This is a genomic window from Castellaniella denitrificans, assembly GCF_042653765.1.
In the GTDB taxonomy this organism is placed as follows: Bacteria; Pseudomonadota; Gammaproteobacteria; order Burkholderiales; family Burkholderiaceae_B; genus Castellaniella; species Castellaniella denitrificans.
The window spans coordinates 24,041-49,026 of sequence record NZ_JBHSEZ010000001.1; the positions used below are offsets into that span (position 1 = coordinate 24,041).

At 70.8% G+C, this 24,986-nt stretch carries 23 protein-coding genes and 2 tRNA genes; 14 read left to right on the forward strand and 11 right to left on the reverse strand.

The annotated features are described in order from the left end of the window. The first annotated feature begins 18 nt into the window (after positions 1-18). From ACFO27_RS00115 to ACFO27_RS00130, 4 genes are read left to right on the forward strand one after another with little or no spacing between them, the layout of a single operon-like run. Entirely contained in the window at positions 19-1,530 is a 1,512-nt protein-coding gene (locus ACFO27_RS00115) for a helicase HerA-like C-terminal domain-containing protein (RefSeq protein WP_376815452.1), read from the forward strand. Between the two features lie 21 nt (positions 1,531-1,551). Beyond that, the gene (locus ACFO27_RS00120; RefSeq protein WP_376815453.1) at positions 1,552-2,154 is read left to right on the forward strand and encodes a DNA-3-methyladenine glycosylase I; all 603 of its coding nucleotides are present in this window, start codon (positions 1,552-1,554) and stop codon (positions 2,152-2,154) included. 28 nt (positions 2,155-2,182) lie between these two features. Then, a complete protein-coding gene (locus ACFO27_RS00125; protein ID WP_376815454.1) occupies positions 2,183-2,638 on the forward strand; it encodes a DUF3293 domain-containing protein in 456 nt (151 codons plus the stop codon). 36 nt (positions 2,639-2,674) lie between these two features. Further along, on the forward strand, positions 2,675-4,369 hold the full coding sequence (locus ACFO27_RS00130; RefSeq protein WP_376815455.1) for an FMN-binding glutamate synthase family protein: 1,695 nt from the start codon (positions 2,675-2,677) through the stop codon (positions 4,367-4,369). A 201-nt stretch (positions 4,370-4,570) separates the two neighbouring features. On the opposite strand, the gene ACFO27_RS00135 is transcribed toward ACFO27_RS00130, so the two are convergent. Continuing rightward, the gene (locus tag ACFO27_RS00135) at positions 4,571-6,136 is read right to left on the reverse strand and encodes a diguanylate cyclase (protein ID WP_376815456.1); all 1,566 of its coding nucleotides are present in this window, start codon (positions 6,134-6,136) and stop codon (positions 4,571-4,573) included. 148 nt (positions 6,137-6,284) lie between these two features. Between ACFO27_RS00135 and ACFO27_RS00140 the strand changes: the two genes are divergently transcribed. The 6 genes from ACFO27_RS00140 (at position 6,285) to ACFO27_RS00165 (ending at position 11,261) form a co-directional block, all read left to right on the forward strand. Then, positions 6,285-6,361: transfer RNA gene (locus tag ACFO27_RS00140), tRNA-Met, on the forward strand. 68 nt (positions 6,362-6,429) lie between these two features. Beyond that, positions 6,430-7,305, forward strand: a complete 876-nt coding sequence (locus tag ACFO27_RS00145; RefSeq protein ID WP_376815457.1) for a DMT family transporter — start codon at positions 6,430-6,432, stop codon at positions 7,303-7,305. 158 nt (positions 7,306-7,463) lie between these two features. Next, complete coding sequence (locus ACFO27_RS00150; RefSeq protein WP_376815458.1) at positions 7,464-7,790, forward strand: BON domain-containing protein; 327 nt, start codon at positions 7,464-7,466, stop codon at positions 7,788-7,790. Positions 7,791-7,805: 15 nt separating this feature from the next. Then, positions 7,806-8,555 carry a hypothetical protein gene (locus tag ACFO27_RS00155; RefSeq protein WP_376815459.1) on the forward strand — a complete coding sequence of 250 codons (750 nt, stop codon included), beginning with the start codon at positions 7,806-7,808 and terminating at the stop codon, positions 8,553-8,555. 142 nt (positions 8,556-8,697) lie between these two features. Next, complete coding sequence (locus ACFO27_RS00160; RefSeq protein WP_376815460.1) at positions 8,698-10,221, forward strand: GGDEF domain-containing protein; 1,524 nt, start codon at positions 8,698-8,700, stop codon at positions 10,219-10,221. Continuing rightward, a complete protein-coding gene (locus ACFO27_RS00165) occupies positions 10,182-11,261 on the forward strand; it encodes an ADP-ribosylglycohydrolase family protein (RefSeq protein ID WP_376815461.1) in 1,080 nt (359 codons plus the stop codon). Before ACFO27_RS00160 ends, ACFO27_RS00165 begins: the two co-directional genes overlap by 40 nt. A gap of 8 nt (positions 11,262-11,269) precedes the next feature. Here the strand turns inward: ACFO27_RS00165 and ACFO27_RS00170 are convergent, their stop codons facing one another. The 7 genes from ACFO27_RS00170 to ACFO27_RS00200 all read right to left on the reverse strand — a co-directional run bounded on the left by ACFO27_RS00170 (position 11,270) and on the right by ACFO27_RS00200 (position 17,195). Continuing rightward, positions 11,270-12,001 carry a hypothetical protein gene (locus tag ACFO27_RS00170; protein WP_376815462.1) on the reverse strand — a complete coding sequence of 244 codons (732 nt, stop codon included), beginning with the start codon at positions 11,999-12,001 and terminating at the stop codon, positions 11,270-11,272. Further along, positions 12,001-12,933, reverse strand: coding sequence for a 2-hydroxyacid dehydrogenase (locus ACFO27_RS00175; RefSeq protein WP_376815463.1), 933 nt, complete (start codon positions 12,931-12,933; stop codon positions 12,001-12,003). Before ACFO27_RS00175 ends, ACFO27_RS00170 begins: the two co-directional genes overlap by 1 nt. A gap of 4 nt (positions 12,934-12,937) precedes the next feature. Further along, entirely contained in the window at positions 12,938-13,852 is a 915-nt protein-coding gene (locus tag ACFO27_RS00180; protein ID WP_376815464.1) for a M14 family metallopeptidase, read from the reverse strand. A gap of 108 nt (positions 13,853-13,960) precedes the next feature. Then, positions 13,961-14,632 (reverse strand): methyltransferase family protein, encoded by a 672-nt coding sequence (locus ACFO27_RS00185; RefSeq protein WP_376815465.1) that lies wholly within the window; start codon positions 14,630-14,632, stop codon positions 13,961-13,963. A 52-nt stretch (positions 14,633-14,684) separates the two neighbouring features. Continuing rightward, the gene (locus ACFO27_RS00190; RefSeq protein WP_376815466.1) at positions 14,685-16,007 is read right to left on the reverse strand and encodes a sensor histidine kinase; all 1,323 of its coding nucleotides are present in this window, start codon (positions 16,005-16,007) and stop codon (positions 14,685-14,687) included. Then, positions 16,004-16,723: a response regulator transcription factor gene (locus ACFO27_RS00195; protein WP_376815467.1), complete on the reverse strand. Its 720-nt coding sequence runs from the start codon at positions 16,721-16,723 to the stop codon at positions 16,004-16,006. Before ACFO27_RS00195 ends, ACFO27_RS00190 begins: the two co-directional genes overlap by 4 nt. A 262-nt stretch (positions 16,724-16,985) precedes the next feature. Continuing rightward, positions 16,986-17,195 carry a hypothetical protein gene (locus ACFO27_RS00200; RefSeq protein ID WP_376815468.1) on the reverse strand — a complete coding sequence of 70 codons (210 nt, stop codon included), beginning with the start codon at positions 17,193-17,195 and terminating at the stop codon, positions 16,986-16,988. 233 nt (positions 17,196-17,428) lie between these two features. Here ACFO27_RS00200 and ACFO27_RS00205 point away from each other — a divergent pair, with 233 nt between their 5' ends. The 4 genes from ACFO27_RS00205 to ACFO27_RS00220 are packed head-to-tail and all read left to right on the forward strand — an operon-like array spanning position 17,429 to position 22,735. Further along, positions 17,429-18,919: a GGDEF domain-containing protein gene (locus ACFO27_RS00205; protein ID WP_376815469.1), complete on the forward strand. Its 1,491-nt coding sequence runs from the start codon at positions 17,429-17,431 to the stop codon at positions 18,917-18,919. A 15-nt stretch (positions 18,920-18,934) separates the two neighbouring features. Continuing rightward, positions 18,935-19,663: a response regulator transcription factor gene (locus tag ACFO27_RS00210; protein ID WP_376815470.1), complete on the forward strand. Its 729-nt coding sequence runs from the start codon at positions 18,935-18,937 to the stop codon at positions 19,661-19,663. Continuing rightward, complete coding sequence (locus tag ACFO27_RS00215) at positions 19,660-20,772, forward strand: FecR domain-containing protein (protein ID WP_376815471.1); 1,113 nt, start codon at positions 19,660-19,662, stop codon at positions 20,770-20,772. Before ACFO27_RS00210 ends, ACFO27_RS00215 begins: the two co-directional genes overlap by 4 nt. Positions 20,773-20,821: 49 nt before the next feature. After that, positions 20,822-22,735, forward strand: a complete 1,914-nt coding sequence (locus tag ACFO27_RS00220; protein WP_376815472.1) for a CHASE2 domain-containing protein — start codon at positions 20,822-20,824, stop codon at positions 22,733-22,735. A 61-nt stretch (positions 22,736-22,796) separates the two neighbouring features. Here ACFO27_RS00220 and ACFO27_RS00225 read toward each other — a convergent pair whose 3' ends face one another. The 3 genes from ACFO27_RS00225 to purB form a co-directional block, all read right to left on the reverse strand. Continuing rightward, positions 22,797-23,039 (reverse strand): hypothetical protein, encoded by a 243-nt coding sequence (locus ACFO27_RS00225; protein WP_376815473.1) that lies wholly within the window; start codon positions 23,037-23,039, stop codon positions 22,797-22,799. Positions 23,040-23,405: 366 nt separating this feature from the next. Further along, positions 23,406-23,481: transfer RNA gene (locus ACFO27_RS00230), tRNA-Lys, on the reverse strand. Between the two features lie 89 nt (positions 23,482-23,570). Beyond that, positions 23,571-24,947: an adenylosuccinate lyase gene (gene purB / locus ACFO27_RS00235; RefSeq protein ID WP_376816366.1), complete on the reverse strand. Its 1,377-nt coding sequence runs from the start codon at positions 24,945-24,947 to the stop codon at positions 23,571-23,573. Between the last annotated feature and the right edge of the window lie 39 nt (positions 24,948-24,986).

Genomic DNA, 24,986 nt, shown 5'->3' on the forward strand with positions numbered 1-24,986 from the left:
CCCCTCTTCGGAGCCCCCATGGCCGATCCCCTGATCATCGCCCGCAACGCCGACGCCCAGGCCGCCCTGCTGCCCCAGCTGGCCAACCGCCACGGCTGCATCACCGGCGCCACCGGCACCGGCAAGACCGTCACCCTGCAGGTCCTGGCCGAATCGTTCTCGCGCATCGGCACGCCGGTCTTCATGGCCGACGTCAAGGGCGATCTCTCGGGCATTTCCCAGGCGGGCGCCGCCTCGCCCAAGCTCGCCCGGCGCCTGGCCGACCTGGGCCTGCCCGAACCCGCGTGGGGCGGCAGTCCGACGACACTCTGGGACATCTTCGGCGAACAGGGCCACCCGATCCGCGCCACGGTGTCCGACCTGGGACCGCTGCTGCTGTCGCGCATGCTGGACCTGAACGACACCCAGGAAGGCGTGCTGACCCTGGCCTTCCGCGTCGCCGACGACGAGGGCCTGCTGATCCTGGACCTGAAGGACCTGCGTTCCATGCTGCAGTACGTGGCCGACCACGCCGCCGAACTGCGCACCCGCTACGGCCAGGTGTCCCCGGCATCCATCGGCGCCATCCAGCGCAGCCTGCTGCGCCTGGAGTCCGAGGGCGCCGAGACCTTCTTCGGCGAGCCCATGCTCGACGTCTTCGACTGGATGCGCACCGACGCGCAGGGCCGCGGCATGGTCAACATCCTGGCCGCCGACCGGCTGATGCAGTCCCCGCGCCTGTACGCCGTCTTCCTGCTGTGGATGCTGGCCGACCTGTACGAACGCCTGCCGGAAGTGGGCGACCTGGACAAGCCCAAGCTGGTGTTCTTCTTCGACGAAGCCCACCTGCTGTTCAAGGACGCGCCCACCGCCCTGCTGGAAAAGATCGAGCAGGTCGTGCGCCTGATCCGCTCCAAGGGCGTGGGGGTGTATTTCGTCAGCCAGAACCCGACCGACATCCCCGACACCGTGCTAGGCCAGCTGGGCCACCGCGTGCAGCACGCCCTGCGAGCCTACACCCCCCGCGACCAGAAGGCCGTCAAGACCGCCGCGCAGACCATGCGGCCCAATCCCGGGCTGGACATCGAGGCCGCGATCACCGAACTGGCCGTGGGCGAGGCCCTGGTGTCCCTGCTGGATCCCAAGGGCCAGCCCACCCCCACGCAGCGCGTCTGGATGGCCGCCCCCGGCAGCCGCATCGGACCGGCCACGGCGGCGGAACGCCAGGCCCTGCTGGGCGCCTCGACGCTGGCCGGCAAGTACGACCAGGCCCTGGACCGCGAATCCGCCTACGAGATCCTGCTGCAGCGCGCCCGGTCCGGCGCCGAGGCGCCCGCGGGAACCGGGGGCGGCGCCGGCCGCACCGAGCCGGCCGCCCAGGACAATGGCATCACCGGCGTCCTGGGCGACTTCCTGTTCGGCTCCACCGGACCGCGCGGCGGCCGCCGCGACGGGGTGGTGCAGTCGGTCGCCAAGAGCATGGTGCGCAACGCCGCCAACCAGCTGGTGCGAGGCCTGCTGGGATCCCTGGTCGGCGGACGGCGGCGCTGAGCCAGCCAGGACAGGATGTCCATGCCGGCCCGCACTCCCGCCCCCGCTTCCGCCGGACACGCCGCGGCGGACCTCGCGCGCTGCCGCTGGTGCACCGGCGACCCGCTGTACGTGCGCTACCACGACACCGAATGGGGCGTGCCCTCGCGCGATCCCCGGCACCTGTTCGAGATGCTGATCCTGGAAGGCTTCCAGGCGGGCCTGTCCTGGCTCACCATCCTGCGCCGGCGCGAGGCCCTGCGCGCCGCCCTGCTGGACTTCGACCCGGAAGCCCTGGCGCGCACCGACGAGGCCTGGGTCCAGGACCGCATGCAGGACGCCGCCATCATCCGCAACCGGCTCAAGCTGCGCGCCGCCGGCGCCAACGCCCGCGCCTGGCTGGCCCTGCCCGACCCGGTCGGCCTGGTCTGGTCCGTGGTCGGCGGCCGGCCGGTCATCCATCACTACGCCGCCCCGGAAGACGCGCCCGTCGCCGGCCCCGAGGCCGAGGCCCTGAGCCGCCTGCTCAAGCGCCACGGCTTCACCTTCGTCGGCCCGACCATCTGCCAGTCCTACCTGCAGGCCATCGGCTGCCTGATGGACCACACCACGGACTGCCATCGCCATCGGGCGCTGGCGGGATGACGCCCGCGCAAGCGCCCCGCCAGGCCGCATGGACATGGAGCCCCGCGACGCGCCCCCGGCCCAGGCCGATCCGGCCCTGGCACGGGCCTACCGGGCCGCGCACTACCGCATCGACTCCGATCCGCCGCTCGTGCTGCGCATCGGCCAGGCGCACCCGGCGCTGCGAACCCTGTTTCCCCTGGGCGGCGTCTTCCTGACCGCCTGCAACCCGCGCAGCCGCCGCCTGCGCCCCGCCGCCAACGCCCGCCGCATGCGCGCCCTGAGGCGGGCGGTCGAACGGCTGGGCCTCGCCTGGCTGCCGGGCCGGGGCCTGGACCCCGCAGGCCTGTGGCCCGACGAACCCAGCCTGTGGATTCCGGCGCTGTCCCCGGACGAAGGGCTGCGGCTGGCGCGCCGCTTCGGGCAGAACGCCCTGGTCTGGTGCGGACCGGACACGGTGGCGCGGTTGGCATGGGTCAGCCCGCCGGCCGCGCGCATCTGCTAAGGTAGCCGGATCGCCCGATTCCACGGAAGCCCGCCCATGCATTCGATCTTCAGCCGCCACACCGCCTTTTACGCCGTCATCGCGCTCACCGTGCTGTGCGCCCTGCTGGCCCTGTCCTTCAGCGCCGGCTGGTGGCTGCCCTGCCTGCTGTTCCTGGGCCTGAGCCTGCTGGGGGTCTACGACCTGAACCAGACCCGGCACGCCATCCGCCGCAACTACCCGGTGATCGGCAACCTGCGCTTCCTGTTCGAATTCATCCGTCCGGAGGTGCGCCAGTATTTCTTCGAGGACGACACGCTCAAGCTGCCCTTCTCGCGCGTGGACCGGTCCCTGGTGTACCAGCGCGCCAAGCAGCAGATGGACCAGCGTCCCTTCGGCACGCAGGGCGACGTCTACGGCAACGACTACGAGTGGATCAACCACGCCATGGTCCCGGCCCACGTCCGGGACAGCGACTTCCGCACCACCGTCGGCGGACCGGACTGTACGCGGCCCGTGGACCTATCGGTCTTCAACATTTCCGCCATGAGCTTCGGCGCGCTGTCGGCCAACGCCGTCATGGCGCTGAACAAGGGCGCGGCGATCGGCCATTTCGCCCACGACACGGGCGAGGGCGGCGTCAGCCGCTACCACCTGGAGCACGGCGGCGACCTGATCTGGAACATCGGCTCGGGCTACTTCGGCTGCCGCAACCTGGACGGCAGCTTCTCCGAGGAACGGTTCGCCGACATGGCCCGGCGGGACAATATCCGCATGATCGAGATCAAGCTGTCCCAGGGCGCCAAGCCAGGCCACGGCGGCATCCTTCCCGCGCCCAAGGTCACGCCCGAGATCGCCGCCGCGCGCGGCGTGCCGGTCGGCGAGGACTGCGTGTCCCCTTCCAGCCACAGCGCCTTCGGCACCCCCATCGAAATGATGCATTTCATCGTCCGCCTGCGCGAACTGTCCGGCGGCAAGCCGGTCGGCTTCAAGCTGTGCATCGGCCACCCCTGGGAATGGTTCGCCATCGCCAAGGCCATGCTCGCCACCGGCATCACGCCCGATTTCATCGTGGTCGACGGCGCCGAGGGCGGCACGGGCGCCGCGCCCATCGAGTTCGTCGACCACGTCGGCACGCCGCTGCGCGAAGGCCTGCGCCTGGTCCACAACACGCTGGTGGGCATCGGCCTGCGCGAACGCATCCGGCTGGGCGCCTCGGGCAAGGTCATCAGCGCCTTCGACATGGCGCGCCTGATGGCACTGGGCGCGGACTGGTGCAACAGCGCGCGGGCCTACATGTTCGCCATCGGCTGCATCCAGGCCCAGACCTGCCACACCGGCCGCTGCCCCACCGGCGTCACCACCCAGGATCCCAAGCGCCAGCAGGCGCTGGTGGTGGCCGACAAATCCGTGCGCGTGGCCAACTACCACGCCAACACGCTCAAGGCCCTGGGCGAACTGCTGGGCGCGGCCGGCCTGACCCATCCCAACCAGCTGCGCCCGCACCACATCGCGCGGCGCATCGCAAACGGCGAAGTGCGCGTCCTGTCCGCCCTGTTCCCCGACCTGGAAAAGGGCGAGCTGCTGGAAGGCCGGTTCCGCAACACGATCTTCCGCACCGCCTGGCCCATGGCGCAGGCCGAATCCTTCGAACCGCTGTACAGCCTGAGCGCGGCCCTGTCCGGGCACGCCGACACGGCCGTCGCTCCGGACCGGGATCCATCGGCCCCGCGGGAGACCGGCACGGCGTGAAGCCGTCCGCCAGCCGGGCGACGGGCCTCATGGGCCGCATTAGGGAATTCACCTATGGCCTGGATTCCGGGCCGATCTATACTGGAACCGCTACCCGATGGTAGTCCATCACGCCTCAGGGCGTTGACTTTGCACCGCTCCCATGCGGTGCCGCTGCCCAAAGCGGCAGCAAGGCCCCGCCAAAAGGCGGGGCCTTCGCATTCAGGGGCCGCCCGCCAGTTCCACCCGGTTGCGCCCGCCCTGCTTGGCCCGGTACAGTGCCCGGTCGGCGGCCTTCAGCGTCTGCTCCGCATCGCCCCCATCCCAGACCGCCACTCCGGCCGACAAGCTCACGACTTCGTCTCCCAGCATCCGCTCGCGCTCCATCCCGGCCCGCAGGCGCTCCGCGATCCGGGCGGCCCCATCCAGGTCGGTCTCCGGCAGGACCACCAGGAATTCCTCGCCGCCCAGGCGGAACAGCGCGTCGTCCTGGCGCGCCTGCGCCCGCATCAGGTCGGCCAGCCCGGCGATCACCCGATCGCCCATGTCGTGGCCATGGCGGTCATTGACCCGCTTGAAGAAATCGATGTCCAGCTCCACCACGGCGAACGGCCGCCGCAGCTCTTCCAGAGCCTTCAGGGCGACCTCCAGCCCGCGCCGGTTGCCCAGCCCCGTCAAGGGGTCCGTATGCGCGGCGCTGTGGAGCTCGCCCATCCGGGTGCGGACCTGCCCGTATCCTTCCAGCAGGCCCCCGCGCAGGCGCCGCGCTTCCAGGTACCAGCAGTTCACGGCGGCGATCCGCTGCAGGCCGCCGTCCTGGTAACCGTCCCGGACGATCCGCGACAGCTCGCCCAGGGGACGGGAGATCCAGCCCGACAGCAGCCACAGCAGGGCGAGCAGCGCCAGGGCCGGCCATACCGCCAGCCGCAGCACCCGCAGCATCAGATCGTTCAGCCCCCGCAGGGCGGCGCTCACCGGACGCTGCACCACCACGCCCCAGTCGGCCGCGGCCACGTGGGCATATCCGGCCAGCATGTCCACGCCGCGGCTGTTCACCAGCCGCATCTGGCCTGAACGGCCCTTGCCGACGGCCTCGATCACGGAATTGTTCAGCACGACCGTGCCGATGCGATCGGTTTCCGGGTGGTACAGGAGCCGCCCGCTCGAATCGACCACGTAGACATAGGTCCCGTCGCGGAAGTACTGCTCGCTCGCCAGACGCTGCAGGCCGCCGTCGGCCCTCAGGTACATCGTCGCCGACAGGCGGCCCAGGGGATGGCCCGCCGGGTCGAACAGGGGCTGGGAGATCACGATGGCCAGATTGCCCAGCACCGTCACGAACGGCGCGCTGATCGTCGACACCCGCTCGTCGACCAGGCCGCGCCACTGCGCCGAATCCAGCCGGCGGCCCTTCAGGCCGAGCGATTCCGGCGAGGCGGCGCGCACGACGCCCTGCATGTCCACCACCGTCACGGCGTTGAAGCCCAGTTCCAGATGGCGCAGCCGGTCGACCTCGGCCTGCTGCACGGCCGGCGTCATCCCCGAGCGCACCATCAGGCCGGCCGCGTAGGCCAGATTGTTCTGCGCCCGCAGCAGCAGGTCGGACGTCGTCCTGGCGAGCTTGGTGGCGAAGGCCTCGTTGGCGTCCAGCGTGCTGGCCATCAGCTGCTGGCGCTGCACCTGGTAGGCCCCGGCCATCCCGCCCGCCAGCATCACCGCCGCGCTGAATACGGCCAGCAGCAGGATGAGGTGTCGCAGGTTGATTCCGGCTGATCGTCGGATGCGCATCCGCTGGCTCTCCTTCCGGGGACAGCCCCGCCTCGACCTTTACTTTAACCTTGAACTATACGCCAGGCGGCATGGCCCGCCGCGTCATCATGCGCCCCCGCCGGGCGACTTGCGCACCGAAAATTCACCCCCTATAATGGCGTGCTTTGGCGCATTAGCTCAGCCGGTTAGAGCGACGGAATCATAATCCGCAGGTCCCCTGTTCGAATCAGGGATGCGCCACCAGAAATGCCAAGGGCCTAGCGATCACTCGCTAGGCCCTTTTCCATTCCCTTTGGGCCCACCAGCGTTCCATGAGCACGGCAGCATCACCGCAAAGCAGCGTACGGGCCGGCATCGGCTGCATTCTGGCCGGCATATTCTGCCTGACCATCAGCGATGGCTTGGCCAAGTGGCTGGGCGCTTTCTACCCTCCCATCCAGCTTCTTTTTCTGCGCGCGCTCATCGCCCTCCCCCTGGTCGCCGCGCTGGTGCTGTTCCTGGGCGGGCGCGAGGCGCTGCGCACCCGGCACATCGGCGTGCATCTGCTGCGCGGCGCCCTCAACGTAGCCTCCGCTTCCTGCTTTTACCTGGGCCTGACGATGCTTCCGCTGGCCGAGAACACCGCCGTCGCATTCTGCGCACCGCTGTTCGTGACCGCCATTTCCGTCGCCTTCCTCGGCGAAAAAGTCTCGAAAGGCAGCTGGCTGGCCATACTCGCCGGGTTTGCCGGCGTCATGGTCATCGTCCGGCCCAGCCCGGGCAACATCCAGCTGGCCGCCCTGCTGCCGCTGGCCACCGCACTCGGCTACGCCGTCATGATGGTCAGCGCAAAACGCATCAGCGCCCGCGAAAGCATGTTCACGACGATGTTCCACATCGTCCTCGGACAGTTGATATTCGCCGGCCTGCCCCTGGCGATCGTATGGAAGCCGATCGACTGGGCGCATCTGCCCGGCTTCGTCGGAATCGCCCTTTGCAGCACGGCGGGGCTCGGGCTGATCACCCAGGCTTTCCGCATCGCGCCCGCATCGGTCGTGGCCCCGTTCGACTATTTCGGCCTGATATCGGCGGGATTGCTCGGCTGGTTTTTCTGGAATGAACTCCCCGATGCCTGGTTCTACGTCGGCGCGCTGACGATCGCCGCCAGCGGCATCTACGTGGCCCTGTCGAATGGACGCCGGAAATGAAGAAGCGCGGCGGCCGCGCAAGACCACCGTGATGCGCCGCCACGCTGTATCCACTTGAAATGCCGAAAACGCCCGGACACCCGTCCGCCCCCGCCCCGTGTTACTGTAATTTCGCATTCCCCGCTCTTGCATCCGACCTTTCCACAAGGACGCACACCATGAAATCGAACCTCACCCGCATCATCGCCATCGCCGCGATGGCCGGCGCGGCCACCGTCATGATCTCGGGCTGCTCCGTGGCCCGCAAGCAGGAAACCGTCGGCCAGTACATCGACGGTTCGGCCGTCACGGCCGAAATCAAGGCCAAGCTGGCCAACGACCCCGCCACCTCGGCAGCGAACATCAACGTCAAGACCATCGACGGGGGCGTGGTGCAGCTGTCGGGCTTCGCCAAGTCCCAGCACGAGAAGGACCGCGCGGGCGAACTGGCCCGGTCGGTCAAGGGCGTGACCCAGGTGCACAACGGCCTGGTCGTCAAACCGTGAGACAATGCGGGCGCCATGCCTGACGCCCGCCCCGACCTCGCCGATCCGCTCGCCGCGCTGGCTCCGCCCGGAGTCCAGGCGGAAGCCGCCGACCTGGCCCGGGACGCCTTCACCCGGGCCTTCCGCCATGCGGCGGCAGAATCTTCCCCTTTCCCGCTGGACGCGCTGCGGACGCAATGCCTGGACTGGGTCCGGGCCGACCCCGGCGCCGAGGCGCGCGCCTTGCGGATGGCGCTGCTGCTGGCCGGGCTGGACCAATGGGGGCTGGCGTTCAGCCAGGCCTTCGGCATCCAGGCGATCCCGCCCCTGACCGCGCTGATCGGCGCCCTACGCACCGGACTGGACCCCGAGGAAGACGTCCAGTTCCAGCGGCAGTTCGAACGCCTCGACGCCACCGAAACCGCGGCCATCGACTTCAAGATCGCGCTGCGCCGCCAGATCCACCTGGCCCTGTGGCACGCCATGGGAGCGGGCGAAAGCCTGGAGGCGGTCGAGCCGGTGATCCAGGCCCTGGGCAGCCAGTTGCTGGCCCTGGACGCGGGCATGCCGGAACTGGGCTGGCGCCTGGTCGCGGACACGCTGGCCCATATCCAGATCCGCTTGCTGGAGGAATCCGGCGCCGCCGGGCTGGCCCAGTCCGGCACGCAATGCCTGTTCGCCTCGCTGCGCCAGGCATGGCCCAAGGAACACCACGACCGCGTCATGGCCCAGGCCACCCAGGCCGTGCTGGCCTGGCAGCGGGCCCGCCGGCCATCGGCCGGCTGACCGCGAATCGGGGGCCGGAACCAGAATCCCGGCCCTTCGCGGAAAAATCCGGGGACGCTAGGGCATACCACGAGAGACAGAGCGGCCATGCTCTGTTACATTTGGGATGCGGCACCCCACCCACCCAGATTTCCGCTCGATCATGTCCCCGGTTTTCCGTCCCCGCACACGATGCTGCCGGAGGCCCGTCCAGGCTGCCCTGGTCGCGGCGATCGCTTTCCTGTGCGCGCTCCTGGGACAACTGACCCGGCCCGAAGACGGGCTGTCGATCCTGTGGCCGGCCAACGCCCTGCTGGCCGGCCTGCTGATCCGCCACCCGTCCCTGGCCCGCCCGCCGTCCTGGGCGGGCGCGCTCTGCGGCCTGGCGCTCGCGAACGTCGTCCTCGAAGGCCTGCGCTGGCCTGCCGCCCTGAGCTACGGCGTCACGGACCTGTCGGGCGTGTTCGTCGCCTGGATCATCCTGTCGTCCGACTGGTCGCCCCCCCGATTGCGCAGCCCCCGGGCCATCAGCCAGGTGCTGGCGGCCTGCGTGGCGGCGGCGGCCGCCAACGCGGCCATCGCCCTGGCCCTCACGCCCTGGCTGCGGCCCGACGCGCAATGGCCGACGGTCGCCCTGAACTGGTTCTTCGGCCAGTTGCTCAGCTACAGCGCCTTCCTGCCGCCGATCATGCTCCTACCCCGGCGCCTCAGGCTGCGCGGGGACCGCCGCCGATCCTGGGCCTCCCTGCTCAAGCGGATGGGCAGCGGAACCCTGCTGCTGCCCTTCGCCGCGCTGCTCGCCAGCCTGTCCCTGTGCTTCCTGCTGGGCGGCCCGGGCGCCGCCGCCTTCCCCATCCCGGCCCTGATGTACTGCGCCCTGGCCTACCGCCAGGGCACGACGGCCTGGATCACCCTGATGACCGCGCTCACCGTGCTGCTGGGCATCGCCAACGGCTGGCTGCCGCTGGGCGAAGGCCATCTCCTGGCGGGCCTCCACGCCTGGGACATGGTGTCGCTGCGGCTGGGGGTGCTGCTGCTGGTCGTGTCGCCCCTGCTGGTATCCGGCATCCTGGCGGCCCGCAGCGACCTGATCTCGTCCCTGAACCTGGCCCTGGACCACGACGGCCTGACCCGCGCGCTGTCGCGCCAGGCCTTTCTGCGCAGCGCCGACGAACATCTGGGGCGGACCCCGGCGCCGCCCCAGGGCAACGCCCTGCTGATGCTGGACATCGATCATTTCAAGCAGTTGAACGACCGGCATGGCCACGCCGCCGGCGACCGGGTCCTGAAGGCCTTCGCGCAGACCATCCGCACCATCGTCCGCCCTCTCGACCTGTTCGGCCGCCTGGGCGGCGAGGAATTCGCCCTGTTCCTGCCCGACACGTCGGAACGGGACGCGAACGACATCGCCGAACGCCTGCGCTTCTGCGTCGAAAGGCTGGAAGTCCCCCTGGACGACGGACCGCCGCTGAAGATCTCCGTCAGCATCGGCACGGTGCACGACTCGCGCACGCCGCTCGCCTCCCTGTCCGAGCTTTTGGCGTATGCTGATCGGGCGATGTACCAGGCCAAGCGCGGCGGACGCAACCGGGTGCACGCCCATGGCGGCCCCGCCGCCCAGGCATCGGATGCGACGGAGGACCCGGCATGGCACCCACCCTTGAACAACGCGCCCAAGGCGCCCTGATCGGCGCCTACGTCGGCGACGCCCTGGCCCTGGGGCCGCACTGGTACTACGACCTGGACGCCCTGCGGCGCGACTACGGCGACTGGATCGACGGCTACACGGATCCCCGCCCGGACCGCTACCATGCCGGGCTGCGGGCCGGCCAGTCGGGCCAGGCCGGCTTCATCCTGGACCTGCTGACGGAATCCCTGGACGCGCGCGGAGAATACGACGAGGCGGATTTCTGCCGCCGGCTGGACCAGGACTTCTTTCCCCTGCTGGACGGTACGCCCATGAACGGGCCGGGCGGCTACACCAGCCAGTCGATCCGCGAGACCTGGCGCCTGCGCGTGGGCCAGGGCCTGCCCTGGGGCCGGGTGGCCGGCCTGGCCGACACCACCGAGGCGGCCGAACGCATCCTGGCCCTGGCCGTGCGCTACGCCCGCCAGCCGGCCGACCTGGCGCGCCACTGCGCCGCGAACACGGCACTGACCCAGCGCGACGCCACGGTGATGGCCATGACCGTGGCCTACGGCTGCGTGCTGGGCAGCTTGGTGCGCGGCGAGCCGCTGGACGCGGCCACGTCCGACCGTCTGATGGCGCTGGTGCGCGACGGCGCCCTGCCCTTCCACAGCGTGACCTCCGCCGGAGAGAACACCCCGCCGCCGGGGCCGGAGGCGCCCAGGACGGCCGGCCAGTTCCCCTCGCCGGACGCCCTGCTGACGGTGTCCTGCGTCCTGCGCGCCGTCCAGGATCCGGGCATCCGCGTCGATCCGGCCTGGAAGGCGTCGCTGCTGTACGGCATGCCCTGCGCGGTCTACCACCAGTTCCCCGCCGCCTACTACCTGGCCGGCCGCTTCCAGGGCGATTTCGAGTCCGCCGTCCTGCACGCCGTCAACGGCGGCGGCCAGAACCAGGCCCGGGCAATGCTGACCGGCGCCCTGTGCGGCGCCATCGGCGGCATCCAGGCGATCCCGGTCCGATTCATCGAACCCCTGGAACACGGCGCGCGGCGCCTGGAGCGCGCCGGCCGGCTGGCCCGCCAGGCCGCGGCGGCCTGACGTCCCGGTCAGCGCACCGGCAGGAAATTGAAGAACAGCAAACCCTGCACGTAGTTGATGCCGATGCGGCGCAGGCCCTCGTCCTGCAGCGAGGCCTCCAGGTCCAGGCGGGCGACGATGCGTCCGAACTCGCGCTCGAAGCTCAGGTTGGCCACGCCGTCGCCCAGCTCATTGGACAGCAGCAGCGGCCGCCCCTGGGCATCGCGCCGGCTGGACAGCATCCAGGCGGCGATCTCGACGTTGCGGGCGGCGTTGAAGACGTGCCGGGCCTGGACCGAATCGCCGACGTGGAAACGGGTCAGCCCGCCGTGCGCCGCGATGATCATGCTGGACAGCCCCAGTACGAACGCCGCCGCACGGTCTCCCGGATAGCGCGGGTCCATGGCGACCGACAGGACCTCGATGTCCCGCAGCCCATCCAGTTCCTTGGGCACCTCGCCGCGATGGATGCGCGCGCGGCCCTGCTCCAGGGCGGTCTTCAGGTCCGTGAATCCGGCCTTGCGCCATTCGCCCGGATTGCGTCTGTACAGCTTTTCCAGCAGGCGGTCCAGGCTGTCCAGGTTGTCGCGCATCGCCAGGGTCTGCAGCCGATTGATGTCGCTCTGGGCGAACTGGTCGGCGGACATGGACTCGCCTTGCAGCCCCGGATCGGAAGGAGCCGCGCAACCGGCCAGTGCCAGCAGGCCGGCCAGCCACCACGCGCGCCAGCGGACGGATCCCGGGAGGCGCGCGCCGGCCATCAGTATTGCCGGTCCCGGTCCACGATGCCTGTGATCGGCTCGCCCCGGTCCAGGGCGCGGATCTTGCCGGCGATCTGGCGCACCGTGCGGTCCATCAGGCTGGCGCCGGCGACGTGCGGCGTGACGCGGATGCGCGCGTCGGTCCAGAAGGGATGGCCGGGCGGCAGGGGCTCGCGCTCGAAGACGTCCAGGGCCGCCGCCCGCACGCGGCCGCTGTCCAGGGCGGCCAGCAGGTCGACTTCGACCAGGTGCCCGCCCCGGGCGATGTTGATCACCAGCGCGTCGGGCCGCAACTGCTCGAAGGTGCGGCGGCACAGGATGCCCCGGGTGGCGTCGGTCAGCGGCAGCGCGTTCACCAGCACGCGCGTGCGCGCCAGGAACGCGGCCAGGCCGGCCTCGCCGCCGTAGGACTCGGCGCCCGGCACGGCGCGGCCGCTGCGCGACCAGACCGCCGTCGGATATTCCAGGGCGGCGCAGGCCTGGGCGACCCGCGCGCCCATCGCCCCGGCGCCCAGGACGCCGACGGTCCAGGCGTCGCGGTCGATGTCGTCCAGGGGCCGCCAGAGCCCCTCGGCCTGCTGGCGCTCGTAGCGGCCGAAGTCGCGCGATTCGCGCAGCAGATGATAGAGCGTGTATTCCGCCATCTGCACCGCCATGCCGCCGTCCTCCAGCCGCACCAGGGGCAGGCCGGCCGGCAGGCCCGGCAGGCGCAGCAGGGCGTCGACCCCCGCGCCCAGGTTGAACAGGGCGCGCAGCCTGGGCTCGCGGACGAACAGATCGGCCGGCGGCGCCCAGACCACGGCGTAATCGGCCCGGCCTTCCGGCTGGCCGTCGCCCCACAGGCGCACCCGGGCTTCGGGCAAGGCGTCGCGCAGGGCCGCCGCCCAAGCCTGCGGGTCGGCTTCCAGTGCCGATGCGAAGACGATATCCATGCCGTCAATGCTCCAGGGCGTAGTCCAGTGCCGCGCGCACCGCCGCGGCCTGGGCCGCGTTGCACTGGTCCGGCGTCGCGCGCGGGCTGTCGGGATAGACCTCGGTCGTGGTGCGGTAGGGCGCGTCCGTGATGCCGGCGCACAGCCCCAGGGACCGCAGGGCGTAGCGGATGACGCCCGGGGCGACCACGGGCGAACCGATGATCTCGCCGCGCGCGTCGGCGGGAGCGATGTGGGTGACTTCGGACACGGCGCGGATCACGGCGGCCTGGAATCCGGGCTGGGGAGACTCGGTATCGTCCACCAGATAGAAGCCGTCGGGGATGCCGCCCGGCGTGAAGGGCCGGCCGTCGCGCGCCGCCAGGGCGGGCCGGAACTCGGATTCGTCGCTGTCGGTGGTCTCGTGCAGGTCGATGTGCACCCGTACGCGGTCCGCGAACGGCGCCACCAGCGCCATCAATGCCGCCGACTCCGGCGCGGGGCTGCCGGGACGGAAGGACCGGTTCGGATCCAGCGCCCGGGGATTCCAGCGGTGGATGCGCTCGTAGCCCCAGGGGCTGACGCAGGGAACGATCATCAGGTCCAGGCGGCCCGCGTAGTCGGCCGCGTGCAGATCGGCGAAGCGCAACGCGCCGTGCACGCCGCTGGTCTCGTAGCCGTGGACCCCGCCCGTGACCAGCGCCGCCGGCCGGTCGTCGCGCCAGCCGCGGCTGCGCAGCGCGAACAGGGGATAGGTATCGGGCGCATAGTCCAATTGGCCATACGGCACGACGTCGAAACGATCGCGCAGGCGATCGATCGCCGCCAGGACTTCATCGGCATAGCTGCGCCGGCGCCGCTGGCGGGCGCGCCAGGCGGCGATTTCGGCTTCCCCCCAGGGAACGCCGGGGGTGCCGATCGGGTAGAACGGGGGCTGCATGGGCCGGACTCCGGGCATGAAAAACTGCGTGGAACTTTAGCACAGGGCCCCGCCGCGCCTGCGCCCGCGCCCGGGCGGGAACGGACCCGTGCCTGGCCCGCGAACCGCTCAATACAACCACAGCCGGACATGCACCCAGCCCGCTTCCTGAGCGGCCTCGATGGCCTCGAACACGGGGATCGACAGGAAATATGGCAGGGCGTCGCGCACCGTGTTCCAGACGCCCTGGAGATCGACCGTGACGTGCCGCGGCGAACGCCAGGCGGCCGGACGGGGCAGGAACCGGGGCACCCGCGCGCAGTAGTCCTCGAACGGCGCGCCGAAGGACGCGCGCAGCATCCGCTCCTCCTCGCCCACGATCCAGCGGAACACCGTCCAGACCGCCAGGGCCAGGGCCAGCCCCGCCGTCAGGCTGCCGGTCTGCAGGCCGATGCCCAGGACGGCCAGGATGGAGAAGACGTACAGCGGATTGCGGCAGACCGAGTAAGGCCCCTCGGCCACCAGGTCGGCGCCCTTGCGTCCACCCAGGTACAGCATGCAGGCGCAGCGCCCCAGCAACGCCAGCGCCATCAGGATCAGGCCCGCCCATTCCAGGCCCTGGTTGACCCAGCCGGCCTCCGGCCAGGCGGAACCGATCCAGGGCAGCGCCAGCACGGCCAGCACCCCCAGGACGCCCAGCGCGCGGCGGCGCAGCACCTGGGCATGAGCCAGGCGTTCCCAGACGGAATCGATGTCGGCTTTGGAACGGGCGGCGGGGGAAGTGCAGGCGGACGAAGACATGATGGCTCCTGGTCGGACAGCGCCCACCATAGTCCCGGAGGCCACGAATCCGCTACGAATCCAACTGACCGGAAGCTGAACGGAAGTCCAGCCTGAAGATCGTCCCGCTATCGGGACCGCCATGGACCGAGTCCACGCTCAGCCGCCAGCCCCGCAGCTCGCAGACACGCTGGGCTATGCCCAGGCCCAGGCCATGGCCGGTTTCGGACGCGCCCGCCGCGGACAGGTCCGTCCGGCCGGCGCGCCACTCCCGCATCCGCGCCAGGCGCCCGGGATCGATCCCCGGCCCATCATCGCGCAGGATCAGTGCGCCGTCCTCGTCCAGGCCGACCCGCAGGGTGGCCGGCGCGGCGTGCTCGATCGCGTTGCGCAGCAGATTGCGCAGCACGATCAGCAGGGCGTCCGGATCCAGGAACCGGCTCTCGCCCGGCGGGATGCGCGGATCCAGCGCCAGGCCGCGCGCCCGGGCCATGGGCTCCAGAGCGAACCAGGCCTGCTCCAGGGCCCGCGACAGTTCGACGCGGCGCACCCGGGCCGGATCGGCGCTGTTCAGGGCCGCCGCGCCCGCCAGGCTGCTGGCGGCGGCGTCGACCTGGACCATCATGCGCGCCAGGCGCGTCTCCAGGGGCGTCCCCGGACCGGCGTCCAGCCGGGCCATTTCGCAATCGGAGCGCAGGGCGGCCAGCGGCGTGCGCAGCTCGTGACCGAGATTGGCGGCGAACTGGCGCTCGAACGCCACGGACCGGTCGATCCGGTCCTGGATGCGGTTGAAGGCCCCGATCAATTGCAGCGCCTCGTCGCCCCCGGGCGCCTCGCCGGCGAACGCCCCGCCCTCCCAGGCCGAGAGCCGGTCCGATACGGCGCGGATCGGCGCCACCACCCGGCGCGCCAGCCGCCGGGCCAGCAGCCAGGCGCAGATCAGCGCCAGCACGGCCCCGCCCGCCAGGATCCAGCCGAAGGACCGGACCCGGTCCTCGTGCGCGGTGGCGTCGTAGCGGACATAGAGGAGACCCTGGGGGACGGTCTCGACCCAGGTGTGCCACGTCCGGCCCGCCTGCACGATTTCCCGCCCGCCCGGCCCCGCCGCGAACATGCCTTCCAGGGGAGGCGGCCGATCCGCCGGCAGCACCCAGGTCTGGACGCGCCCTCCTTCGCTCCAGCGCGGCGGCAGGATCGCCGGCACGGCCAGCCCCGCTCCGAGGTCGTCGCGCAGGGCCGCGATCTGGCCCGACAGGACTTCGTCGACCAGGTCGTCCTCCATGCGGGCGAAAGTCTCGTAGGCCAGCAGGCTGATGACCAGCAGGAATACGGCGGCGGTGCCGGTGACGGCCCAGGTGACCCGCCGGGCCAGGGAGGACGACTGTTTCAGCCTCATGCCGCATCCCCGCCGTCCGCGTCGTCCGGCGCGGGCGTCAGACGCCAGCCCCGGCCGGGCTCGGCCACGATGCCGGGCCCTCGCCCAGCGCGCAGGCGGCGGCGCAGCAGGCGTACCTGGTCGTGCAGGGCGCGGTCGGACGGCGGCCCGTCAGGCCACAGCGCCGCCGTCAGGCGGGCATGGGTCGCCAGGCCGCCCGGCGGACGCATCAGGGCCGCCAGCAGCAGCACCGACTTGCGCGGCAGGGCCAGCGGCCGGCCGGCCAGGGTCACCGCCTGCGCATGCGGGTCGTAGCGCAACTCCCCGAGGACGAGGGAATCCGATTCGCCGCTTCGCTCCCGACGCGCCAGGACGCGCAGCCGCGCCGCGACCTCGGCCAGGGAAAAGGGCTTGACCAGATAGTCCTCCGCCCCCAGTTCGAAGGCCAGGAGCTTGTCCTCGAGCCGTTCGCGCGCCGTCAGCACCAGCACGGGCCGCCACAGGACGGATTCCCGCCGCATGGCGCGCAGCACGTCCAGTCCGCCCAGGCCGGGCAGGCCCAGGTCCAGCACCACGACATCGAAGACCGACTCGCGCAGCAGGGCCAGCGCCCCATGGCCGTCATAGGCCACGTCCGGCGCCATGCCCTGGCGTTCCAGGTAGCCGTACAGATTTTCCGCCAGCGTCGGCTCGTCCTCGACGATCAGGACACGCGGGCCGTCGGCCGCGCCCGTCATGGCCAGGGCCTGTCCATGCTAGCCAAGAAACCCGGCCCGTCCGGTTTCCAGGCTGCCCGGCACGTCGTCATTGGCGACCGCCAGGGCCGCGGCCAGGGTAGATCGCAAAAAGGAACGGCGGGAGGACGCCGCCGCTTCCACGCAGGATGTCGAATCGCACATTCCAGAATCTCCGGCAAGGGGTCTCGGGTACGATCCGCGCAGGCATCGCGCAGCCATGATAACCAACCACCGCGGCGCCTGGAAAGCGACGGCCGGGCGGCTATGCGCCCGATTCCAGGCCGGACGCGGACTCCGCGTCCAGATACTCCCGATAGCGCCGGTATTCCTGCTGCGAGCAAGCTCGCACGTTTCGCCTCAGCCAGGCGCCGGCGTCCTCCACGTGGCCTCCGGCGCCGGACGCCTGAGGCGATCCCGCCGGGCGCGCGCCGGGCCATTGCTTGCCACCGATCTCCTGGTTCATGCGCGTCATTCAAGATTTATCCAAACGACACGCATTATTTCACCCCATCCAGGTCATGTACCAATAAAAAATTGCAAACAAATCCGGACCCCTGAAAAATTCCTTTTCCAGGAAAGCGGTTCCCACGCAATCCGAAAGATTAAAAAACGTCAGGAAACGCTGCGGTGCGGCAACACTCTGATAAATTCAGACATGCCATGCTCACCCAAGCCTCACCGGATATGTTTCAGGCCTTTCGCCGCATGCCTCTCAGCGGCTGGCACGTGCTTCAGGTCGCCGCGCTCACGTTCCTCGCCGCCCTGGCGGGCCTGCTGACCCAGCCCGTCTCGGGGCTGTCGGTCCTGTGGCCCGCGAACGCCCTGCTGGCCGGCCTGCTGCTGCGCAACCCCGGGCTGGCCGGTCCGGCCTCGTGGGCGGCGGCGGGCGCCGCCCTGGCGCTGGCGGGCCTCGCCTGGGGCGAAGCGCCCCTCCAGGCGCTGGCGTACGGCCTGGCGAACCTGGCCGGCGCCTTTGTCGGCTGGCGGCTCCTCGCCACGCCCGGCGCCCTCTCCAACCTGCGCCAGCCGCGCGCCGTCCTGCGGATCCTGCTCGCCTGCGCCGCGGCGGCCGCCACGCACGCGGCCGCCGCCGGGCTGCTGGCCCCCTGGCTGCGGACGGACGCCTCCTGGACGACCCTCCTCGCCGACTGGTTCCTCGGCCAGCTGCTCAGCTACTGCGCCTTCCTTCCCCCCATCCTGCTGCAGCCCGGAACGAATCGCCGGGACCGCCGCCGCGCACCGCACCGCGCACACGCAAGACTCGAGGCCCTGGCGCCGTTCGCCTCGCTGGCCGTCGGGCTCGCCCTGTGCTTCCTGGTCGGAGGCCCGGGCGTCCTGGCCTTTCCGATCCCTCCCCTGCTGTACTGCGCCCTGGTCTACCGGCAGCACACGACGGCCTGGCTCGCCCTGCTGGCCGTCCTCGCCATCACGCTCGGCACGGCCTTCGGCTGGATCCCCTTCGGCAACGGCCCCCCGCCCCCCGGCGCATTCCCCTGGAATGTGGCGTCCCTGCGACTGGGCGCGCTGCTGCTGGTGATCGCGCCCCTGATCATGTCCAGCGCGCTCGCGGCCCGCGGCGACACGATCTCCGCCCTGAACCGCGCGCTGGACCACGACGTGCTGACCGGGACGCTGTCGCGGCAGGCCTTCCTGCGCGGCGCCCAGGAATGCCTGCAGGGACCGGCCACGCCCCGGGGCACCGGCCTGCTGATGCTCGACATCGACCGCTTCAAGCGGTTGAACGATACCCATGGACATGCGGCCGGGGACCTGATCCTGCAGGCCTTCGCGCGAACGATCGGCGCCGCCATCCGCCCGCGCGACCTGTTCGGCCGGATCGGCGGAGAGGAATTCGGCATCGTGCTGCCCGATACGGCGCCGGCGGACGTCGCCGCCATCGCCGAGCGGCTGCGCGCCTGCGTGGCGGACACCGTGACGATCCCCGCCGAAGGAGCTGCGCCCATCCGCATCACGGTAAGCATTGGCGCGGTGCACGATTCGCAGCAGCCCCAGGCCACCCTCCATGCGCTTTTGTCGTATGCTGACCAGGCCATGTACCGGGCCAAGCGCAACGGCCGCGATCGCGTCTGCGTCCATGGCGATCCGGCCGCGGTCGCCGAGGTCCGGGACGGCGCTCCCGCGGCCCCGCAAGCGCCCCCGGCCGGAGAATCCCTCCGGCATCGTCACACACCCTAGCGTTCGAAACCCTCCATGCCAGATCCGACCCCTCTCATCGCCCTGCTGGAAGACGATCCCGCCCAATCCGCATGGATGCGGCAGACCCTGGCCGACGCCGGCTATTCCTGCGAGGCGTTCGTCGAAGGCGGCGCCCTGCTCGCGGCGCTGCGCGCCCGCGCGCCTTTCGCCCTGCTCCTGCTGGACTGGGAACTGCCGGGCATCAACGGCATGGAAGTCCTGCGCTGGGTCCGCGCCAACCGCAGCGAAACCCTGCCGGTGATCTTCGTCACCAACCGGACGCTGGAAAGCGACCTCATCGAAGGCCTGAACGCGGGCGCCGACGACTACATCGGCAAGCCCTGCCGGCCCGGGGAACTGCTGGCGCGCATCGGCGCCCAGATGCGCCGCCACCGGCCCTCCGCCAACCCGGACGGGGACTTCAGGCTGGGAGACTTCACCGTCGACATGGCCACCCGGCAGATCCGGCTGCGCGACGAACCCATCGCCCTCACGCCCAAGGAATTCGACCTGGCGGCCCTGTTCCTGCGCCATCCCTGGCGGCTGTTCTCGCGCGACGACCTCAGCGCGCTGATATGGAACCGGGAAGTCCCCAGCGCCTCGCGCACCCTGGACACCCATCTGTCGAACATCCGCAAGAAACTGCGCCTCGGGCCGGCCACGGGAACCCTGCTCTGCGCCTCCTACGCGCTGGGCTACCGGCTCGAGCTCCTGCCGTCCTCCGACCAGGCATCCCTCCCATGACCGGTCCCCGTCCGCCGTCCGCCGTCCCGGGCGCACGCGCCCTGGCGCTGGCCCTGCTGGCCGCCTGCCTGTCCCTCCCGCCGAACGCGCACGCCCGGCCCCTGGGCGCCCAGGGAGACGACTTCCTGTACCAGGTGGAACCGGGCGACACCCTGGAACAGCTCGCCCGGCGCTACACCCTGCAGGCCGGGCACTGGCCCGCGCTGCAGCGCCTGAATCAGATCGGCGATCCCTACCGCCTGCCGGTCGGCAAGGTGCTGCGCATCCCCCTGTCCCTGATCCCTGAACAGCCCGCGACGGCCACCGTCATCCATGCGATCGGACGCGTCACGGCGGACGGACGGCCCGTGAAACCGGGCGACGTCCTGCGCGCGGGCCAGTCGCTGCGCAGCGCCGAGGACGCCTCCGCCACCCTGCGGCTGGAAGACCGGAGCCTGCTGACGCTGCCTCCCGGCACGACGCTGCGGCTCCAGCGCCTGCAGTCCTTCCAGGGGACGGGACTGACGGACACCCGGGTCGGCCTTGACCGGGGCACGCTGGAATCCACCGTGGCCCCCGAAGGATCCGGCGTCGGCCGCTTCGAGGTCCGCACGCCCGCCACCGTCACGGGCGTGCGCGGCACCCGCTTGCGCATCCATGCCGACGCGTCGGGATCCCGCCACGAAGTCCTGCATGGCGGCGCGGCCATCGAAGGCCCCGACCGGACCGAACAGCGCCTCGAACCGGACCGGGGCGCCGCCTACGACGCCCGCGGCGTCCTGCTGGGCGCGCACCCGCTGCTGCCGCCTCCCGCGGACCTGAGGATTTCACGGGACGGCGGCCAGCGGCTGGACTTCACGCCCATTCCCCAGGCGGCCGCCTACGCGATCCGGGTCACCCTGGACGCCGACGGCACACGCCTGGAATCCAGCCAGCGGGTCGCCGGCCCCGGCGCGCCCATCCACTCCCGCAGCGGCGGAACGCGCTATGTCTTCGTACGGGGCATCGATACCCTCGGCATCGAGGGCCGCGATGCTATCCTGGCCGCCCAATCGCTGAACACCGGCCTCACGGCCAGCGACGGCTCCCCGGTCCTGGCGGCCGACGGCACGCCCGTGACGCTGGACTAGGGCCTGTCCACACGCACCGGGGAGTCGCGAAGAAGCCATGATCACCGGCATGCGGCGACGCCTCCTGCTCGAATGGCTGGCCCTGGTCGCCACGCTGGCCCTGCTGTCCACCGCGCTGACGGTCTGGAAAGAGCTGCCGGGCATCCGGGACATCAACCACCGGGTCTACGACCTGAGCATGCAGGCGGCCCGGAACCCGTCCCCCAGCCCGGACATCGCGATCATCGCCATCGACGACGCCAGCATCGACACCCTGGGCTACTGGCCCTGGCGCCGCTCGGTCCACGCGGCCCTGCTCGACCGCCTCCACGGCGCGCGCGCGGTGGGACTGGACCTGATCTTCTCGGATCCCCATCCCGCCCATCCGCAGGACGATTTCGTCCTGGCCCAGGCCATAGCCCGGCACGGGCGCGTCGTCCTGCCCGAAGTCCTGAGCCCGGACGGCCGGCACCGGATCGAGCCGATCCCCCCGCTGGCCAAGGCGGCCGCGGCCCTCGGCCGCATCGACGCGCGGCCCGACCCGGACGGCACGCTGCGCACCATCGAGCCGCGCCGCACCCCGGCGGACGGCGGTCCGCCCCTGGCGCACTTCAGCCTGGCGCTGGCCCGCGTCACCGGCCAGGAGGCCGCCGTGGCCCGGACGCTGGCCATTCCCCCCGACACCGCCATGCGCGTCCATTTCACCGATCCGGCCCGCCGCCACGCGCTCTATCCCTATGCCGCCGTGCTGAACGGCCAGGTTCCCGAAGCCGCGTTCCAGGACCGCATCGTGCTGGTCGGCGCCTGGGCCTCGGGGCTCGGCGACCACCTGTCGACTCCCGTGGGCGGCTTGACGGCGGGGGTCTCGATCCTGGCCGACACCCTGCAGAACCTGCAGGATGGCCTCTGGATCCGCATCGCCCCGACGTGGCTCACGGCGCTGGCGGGGCTGGGGCTGATCCTGCCGGTCTGCCTGGGCCTGGGCGTCCTGTCCGCGCGGCGGGGACTGGCCGGCGTGCTGGCCGCCAGCATCCTCTTCCTGGCCATGGACACCCTGCTGCTCCAGCAGGCCGGGTACTGGCTGCCGCCCGCCGGCATCCTGGCGGCCCTGGTCCTGGCCTATCCCCTGTGGAGCTGGCGCAGCCAGGAAGCCTCCCTGAGCCACATCGACGCCGAACTCGAGCAACTGCGGATTCCGCTGCGGCTGGCCGATCCCGGGCCCGACGCCGCGTCTTCCGGGCAGGCCGGCCCCGACACGCTGCCCGAGCGGGCCGTCCGCCTGCACCAGGCGGTCACGCGCCTGAAGCAGGCCACCCGGGCCCAGGAGGAAACGCTCAGCTTCCTGTCGCACGACATGCGATCCCCCCAAAGCGCCATCCTGGCCATCATCGAGCTGCGGCGCCAGGCGCCCGACCGATGGACCGAGGAAGCCGTCCTGGCGCACATCGAACGGCAGACGCGCGCCACTCTGGACCTCGTCGACCATTTCGTCCAGTTGGGACGCGCCGAATCCGCGCCCCTGAACCGGCACCCCGTCTATCTGGACGACCTCATCCAGGAATGCTGCGACCGGCGCTGGCCGCAGGCCGAGCGGCGCGCGATCGCACTGCGCTTCGAGGCCCGGCACCCGGAAGCCGTGGCCGACATCGACGCCGAGCTCATGGGCCGGGCCATCGGCAACCTGCTGGACAATGCCCTGCTCTACAGTCCGGCGCACAGCGCCGTCGAATGCTCCCTGGAATCCGACGGACGCCGCTGGCGCATCCACGTCCAGGATGCCGGCCCCGGCATTCCACCCGAACAGATGGAACGCCTGTTCTCCCGCTTCCAGCGCCTGCCCGGCGACGCGCACAAGCCGCCGGGCAGCGGCCTGGGGCTGGCCTTCGTGCGGACCGTGGCGCAGCGCCACGGCGGCCAGGCGTCCTGCGCCAGCGTCCCCGGCCAGGGCGCCCGGTTCACGATCAGCATCCCCATGGAAAGCTGAGAGCCTCCGGGACGCGCGGGCCGGCGCCCGGCACGAGGTTGCGCGGCAAGCCCGCGGACGATTACCGTCCGGCGTTGCGGCGCAGCCGTTCCAGCGCGGCCCGGTTCAAGTCCTTCGCCTCCTGCTCGGCATAGTCCCGCTCTCCGGGCTCGTAGGAGCCTTCATAGAGGCACCGGCTGCGGTTCCATTGGCAATCGCCGCCCCGCTCCGACTGCCTGGCCGGACCTCCACCCCCGAAGCAGCCGGACACCAGCGCGGCAAAACACAGCGCGACGCTGCATCGGATCACGATTCGGCCGGACATGTTTCCTCCTTCTGCTGGAATATGCCTGCCTTTTTATAACAGGTTCCCGCGGGCTGGCCGGGGCCGCGGCGGCGCGACGCCTCGCGATTTTGTCACCGCCTATTTCCCGAACGGCCGGCAAAAGGCCGGTCCCGGTTCCGGCAACTCGCGCCCGGAACGCGATCATCCCCTACTAGACTACTTAAGAATGGAGATGCTCTCGCGCAGGGCTTATGGGCCATGAGTGCCCATCCCCCGTTAATGGGGTAGAGCCGGGATAGCCTGCTACAGGAGGTGATCGGAGCTGATTGGCGCAGCCCAAAAATGCCTACATGGAGACCAGATGCGAAAAGGCCAGTTCCGAAGAACTGGCCTTTTCATGATTCCTGGTGGGCTGTGAGTGACTCGAACACTCGACCGACGGATTAAGAGTCCGCTGCTCTACCAACTGAGCTAACAGCCCGTCGCAATGATTTTGCGAAGAACGAAACTATACACCTTTTCCCGGACTCGCGCAAAACGGCTGCGGCGGGGCCGGGCGCAAGACCCCGCCTACACCGCCGCCGCCAGCCGGGCCGCCAGGCCGACGTAGCTGCGCGGCGTCATCGCCAGCAGCCGCGCCTTGGGCTCGGCGGGCAGGTCCAGGCCGGCGATGAATTCCCGCAGGGCCTGCTCGGTGATGCCCTTGCCGCGCGTCAGGGCCTTCAGTTGCTCGTAGGGCTGCGGCAGGCCGTAGCGGCGCATCACCGTCTGCACGGGCTCGGCCAGGATTTCCCAGCAAGCGTCGATGTCGGCGTCGATGGCGCCGGGATTCAGTTCCAGCTTGCCCAGGCCGCGCAGGCAGGCCTCGTAGGCCACCAGGCCGTAGCCCAGCGCCACGCCCAGGTTGCGCAGCACGGTGGAGTCCGTCAGGTCGCGCTGCCAGCGCGACACCGGCAGCTTTTCCGACAGGTGGCGCAGCATCGCGTTGGCCAGGCCCAGGTTGCCTTCGGAATTCTCGAAGTCGATCGGGTTGACCTTGTGCGGCATGGTGGACGAGCCGACCTCGCCGTCCTTCAGGCGCTGCTTGAAATATCCCAGGGAGATGTAGCCCCAGACGTCGCGGTTCAGGTCCAGCAGGATGGTGTTGGCGCGGGCGATCGCGTCGAACAGGGCCGCCATCCAGTCATGCGGCTCGATCTGGATCGAATAGGGGTTCTGGGTCAGCCCCAGGCCGCCCAGGACTCCGCCGGAGAACGCGGGCCAGTCGATTTCCGGGTAGGCCGCCAGGTGGGCGTTGTAGTTGCCGGTAGCGCCGTTCATCTTGGCCAGGGGCTGCACGGCGCGGATCGCGTCCAGGGCGCGTTCCAGGCGGGCGACCACGTTGGCGAATTCCTTGCCCATGGTGCTGGGCGTGGCCGGCTGGCCGTGCGTGCGCGACAGCAGCGGCTGATTGGCGTGCCGGTGCGCCAGTTCGCGCAAGCGGGCGGCGACCGATTCCAGCGCCGGCACCACGCACAGCGTGCGCGCCCGGCCCAGCATCAGGGCGTGCGAGGTGTTGTTGATGTCTTCCGAAGTGCAGGCGAAGTGGATGAATTCGGCCGCCCGGGACAGCTCGGCGTCGTCGGCCACCTGTTCCTTGAGCCAGTATTCCACCGCCTTCACGTCGTGGTTGGTGGTGCGCTCGATGGCCTTGATGCGGGCCGCGTCGGCCTCGGAGAAATTGTCCACCAGCGCCCGCAGCCGCGCGCGCGCCGCAGCCGGGAAGGCGGGCAGCTCGGGCAGGCCGGCGTCGGACAGGCCGATCAGCCAGGCGATCTCGACTTCGACCCGGTGCGCCATGAAGCCGGCTTCGGACAGGAAGGGCCGCAGGGCGTCGGCCTTGGCCGCGTAGCGCCCATCCAGGGGCGACAGCGCGTTCAGCGCGCTGAGGGAAGAATCAATATGCATCATCGACGGGAAGAGAAGGCGCGGCCGCCCGGATACGAG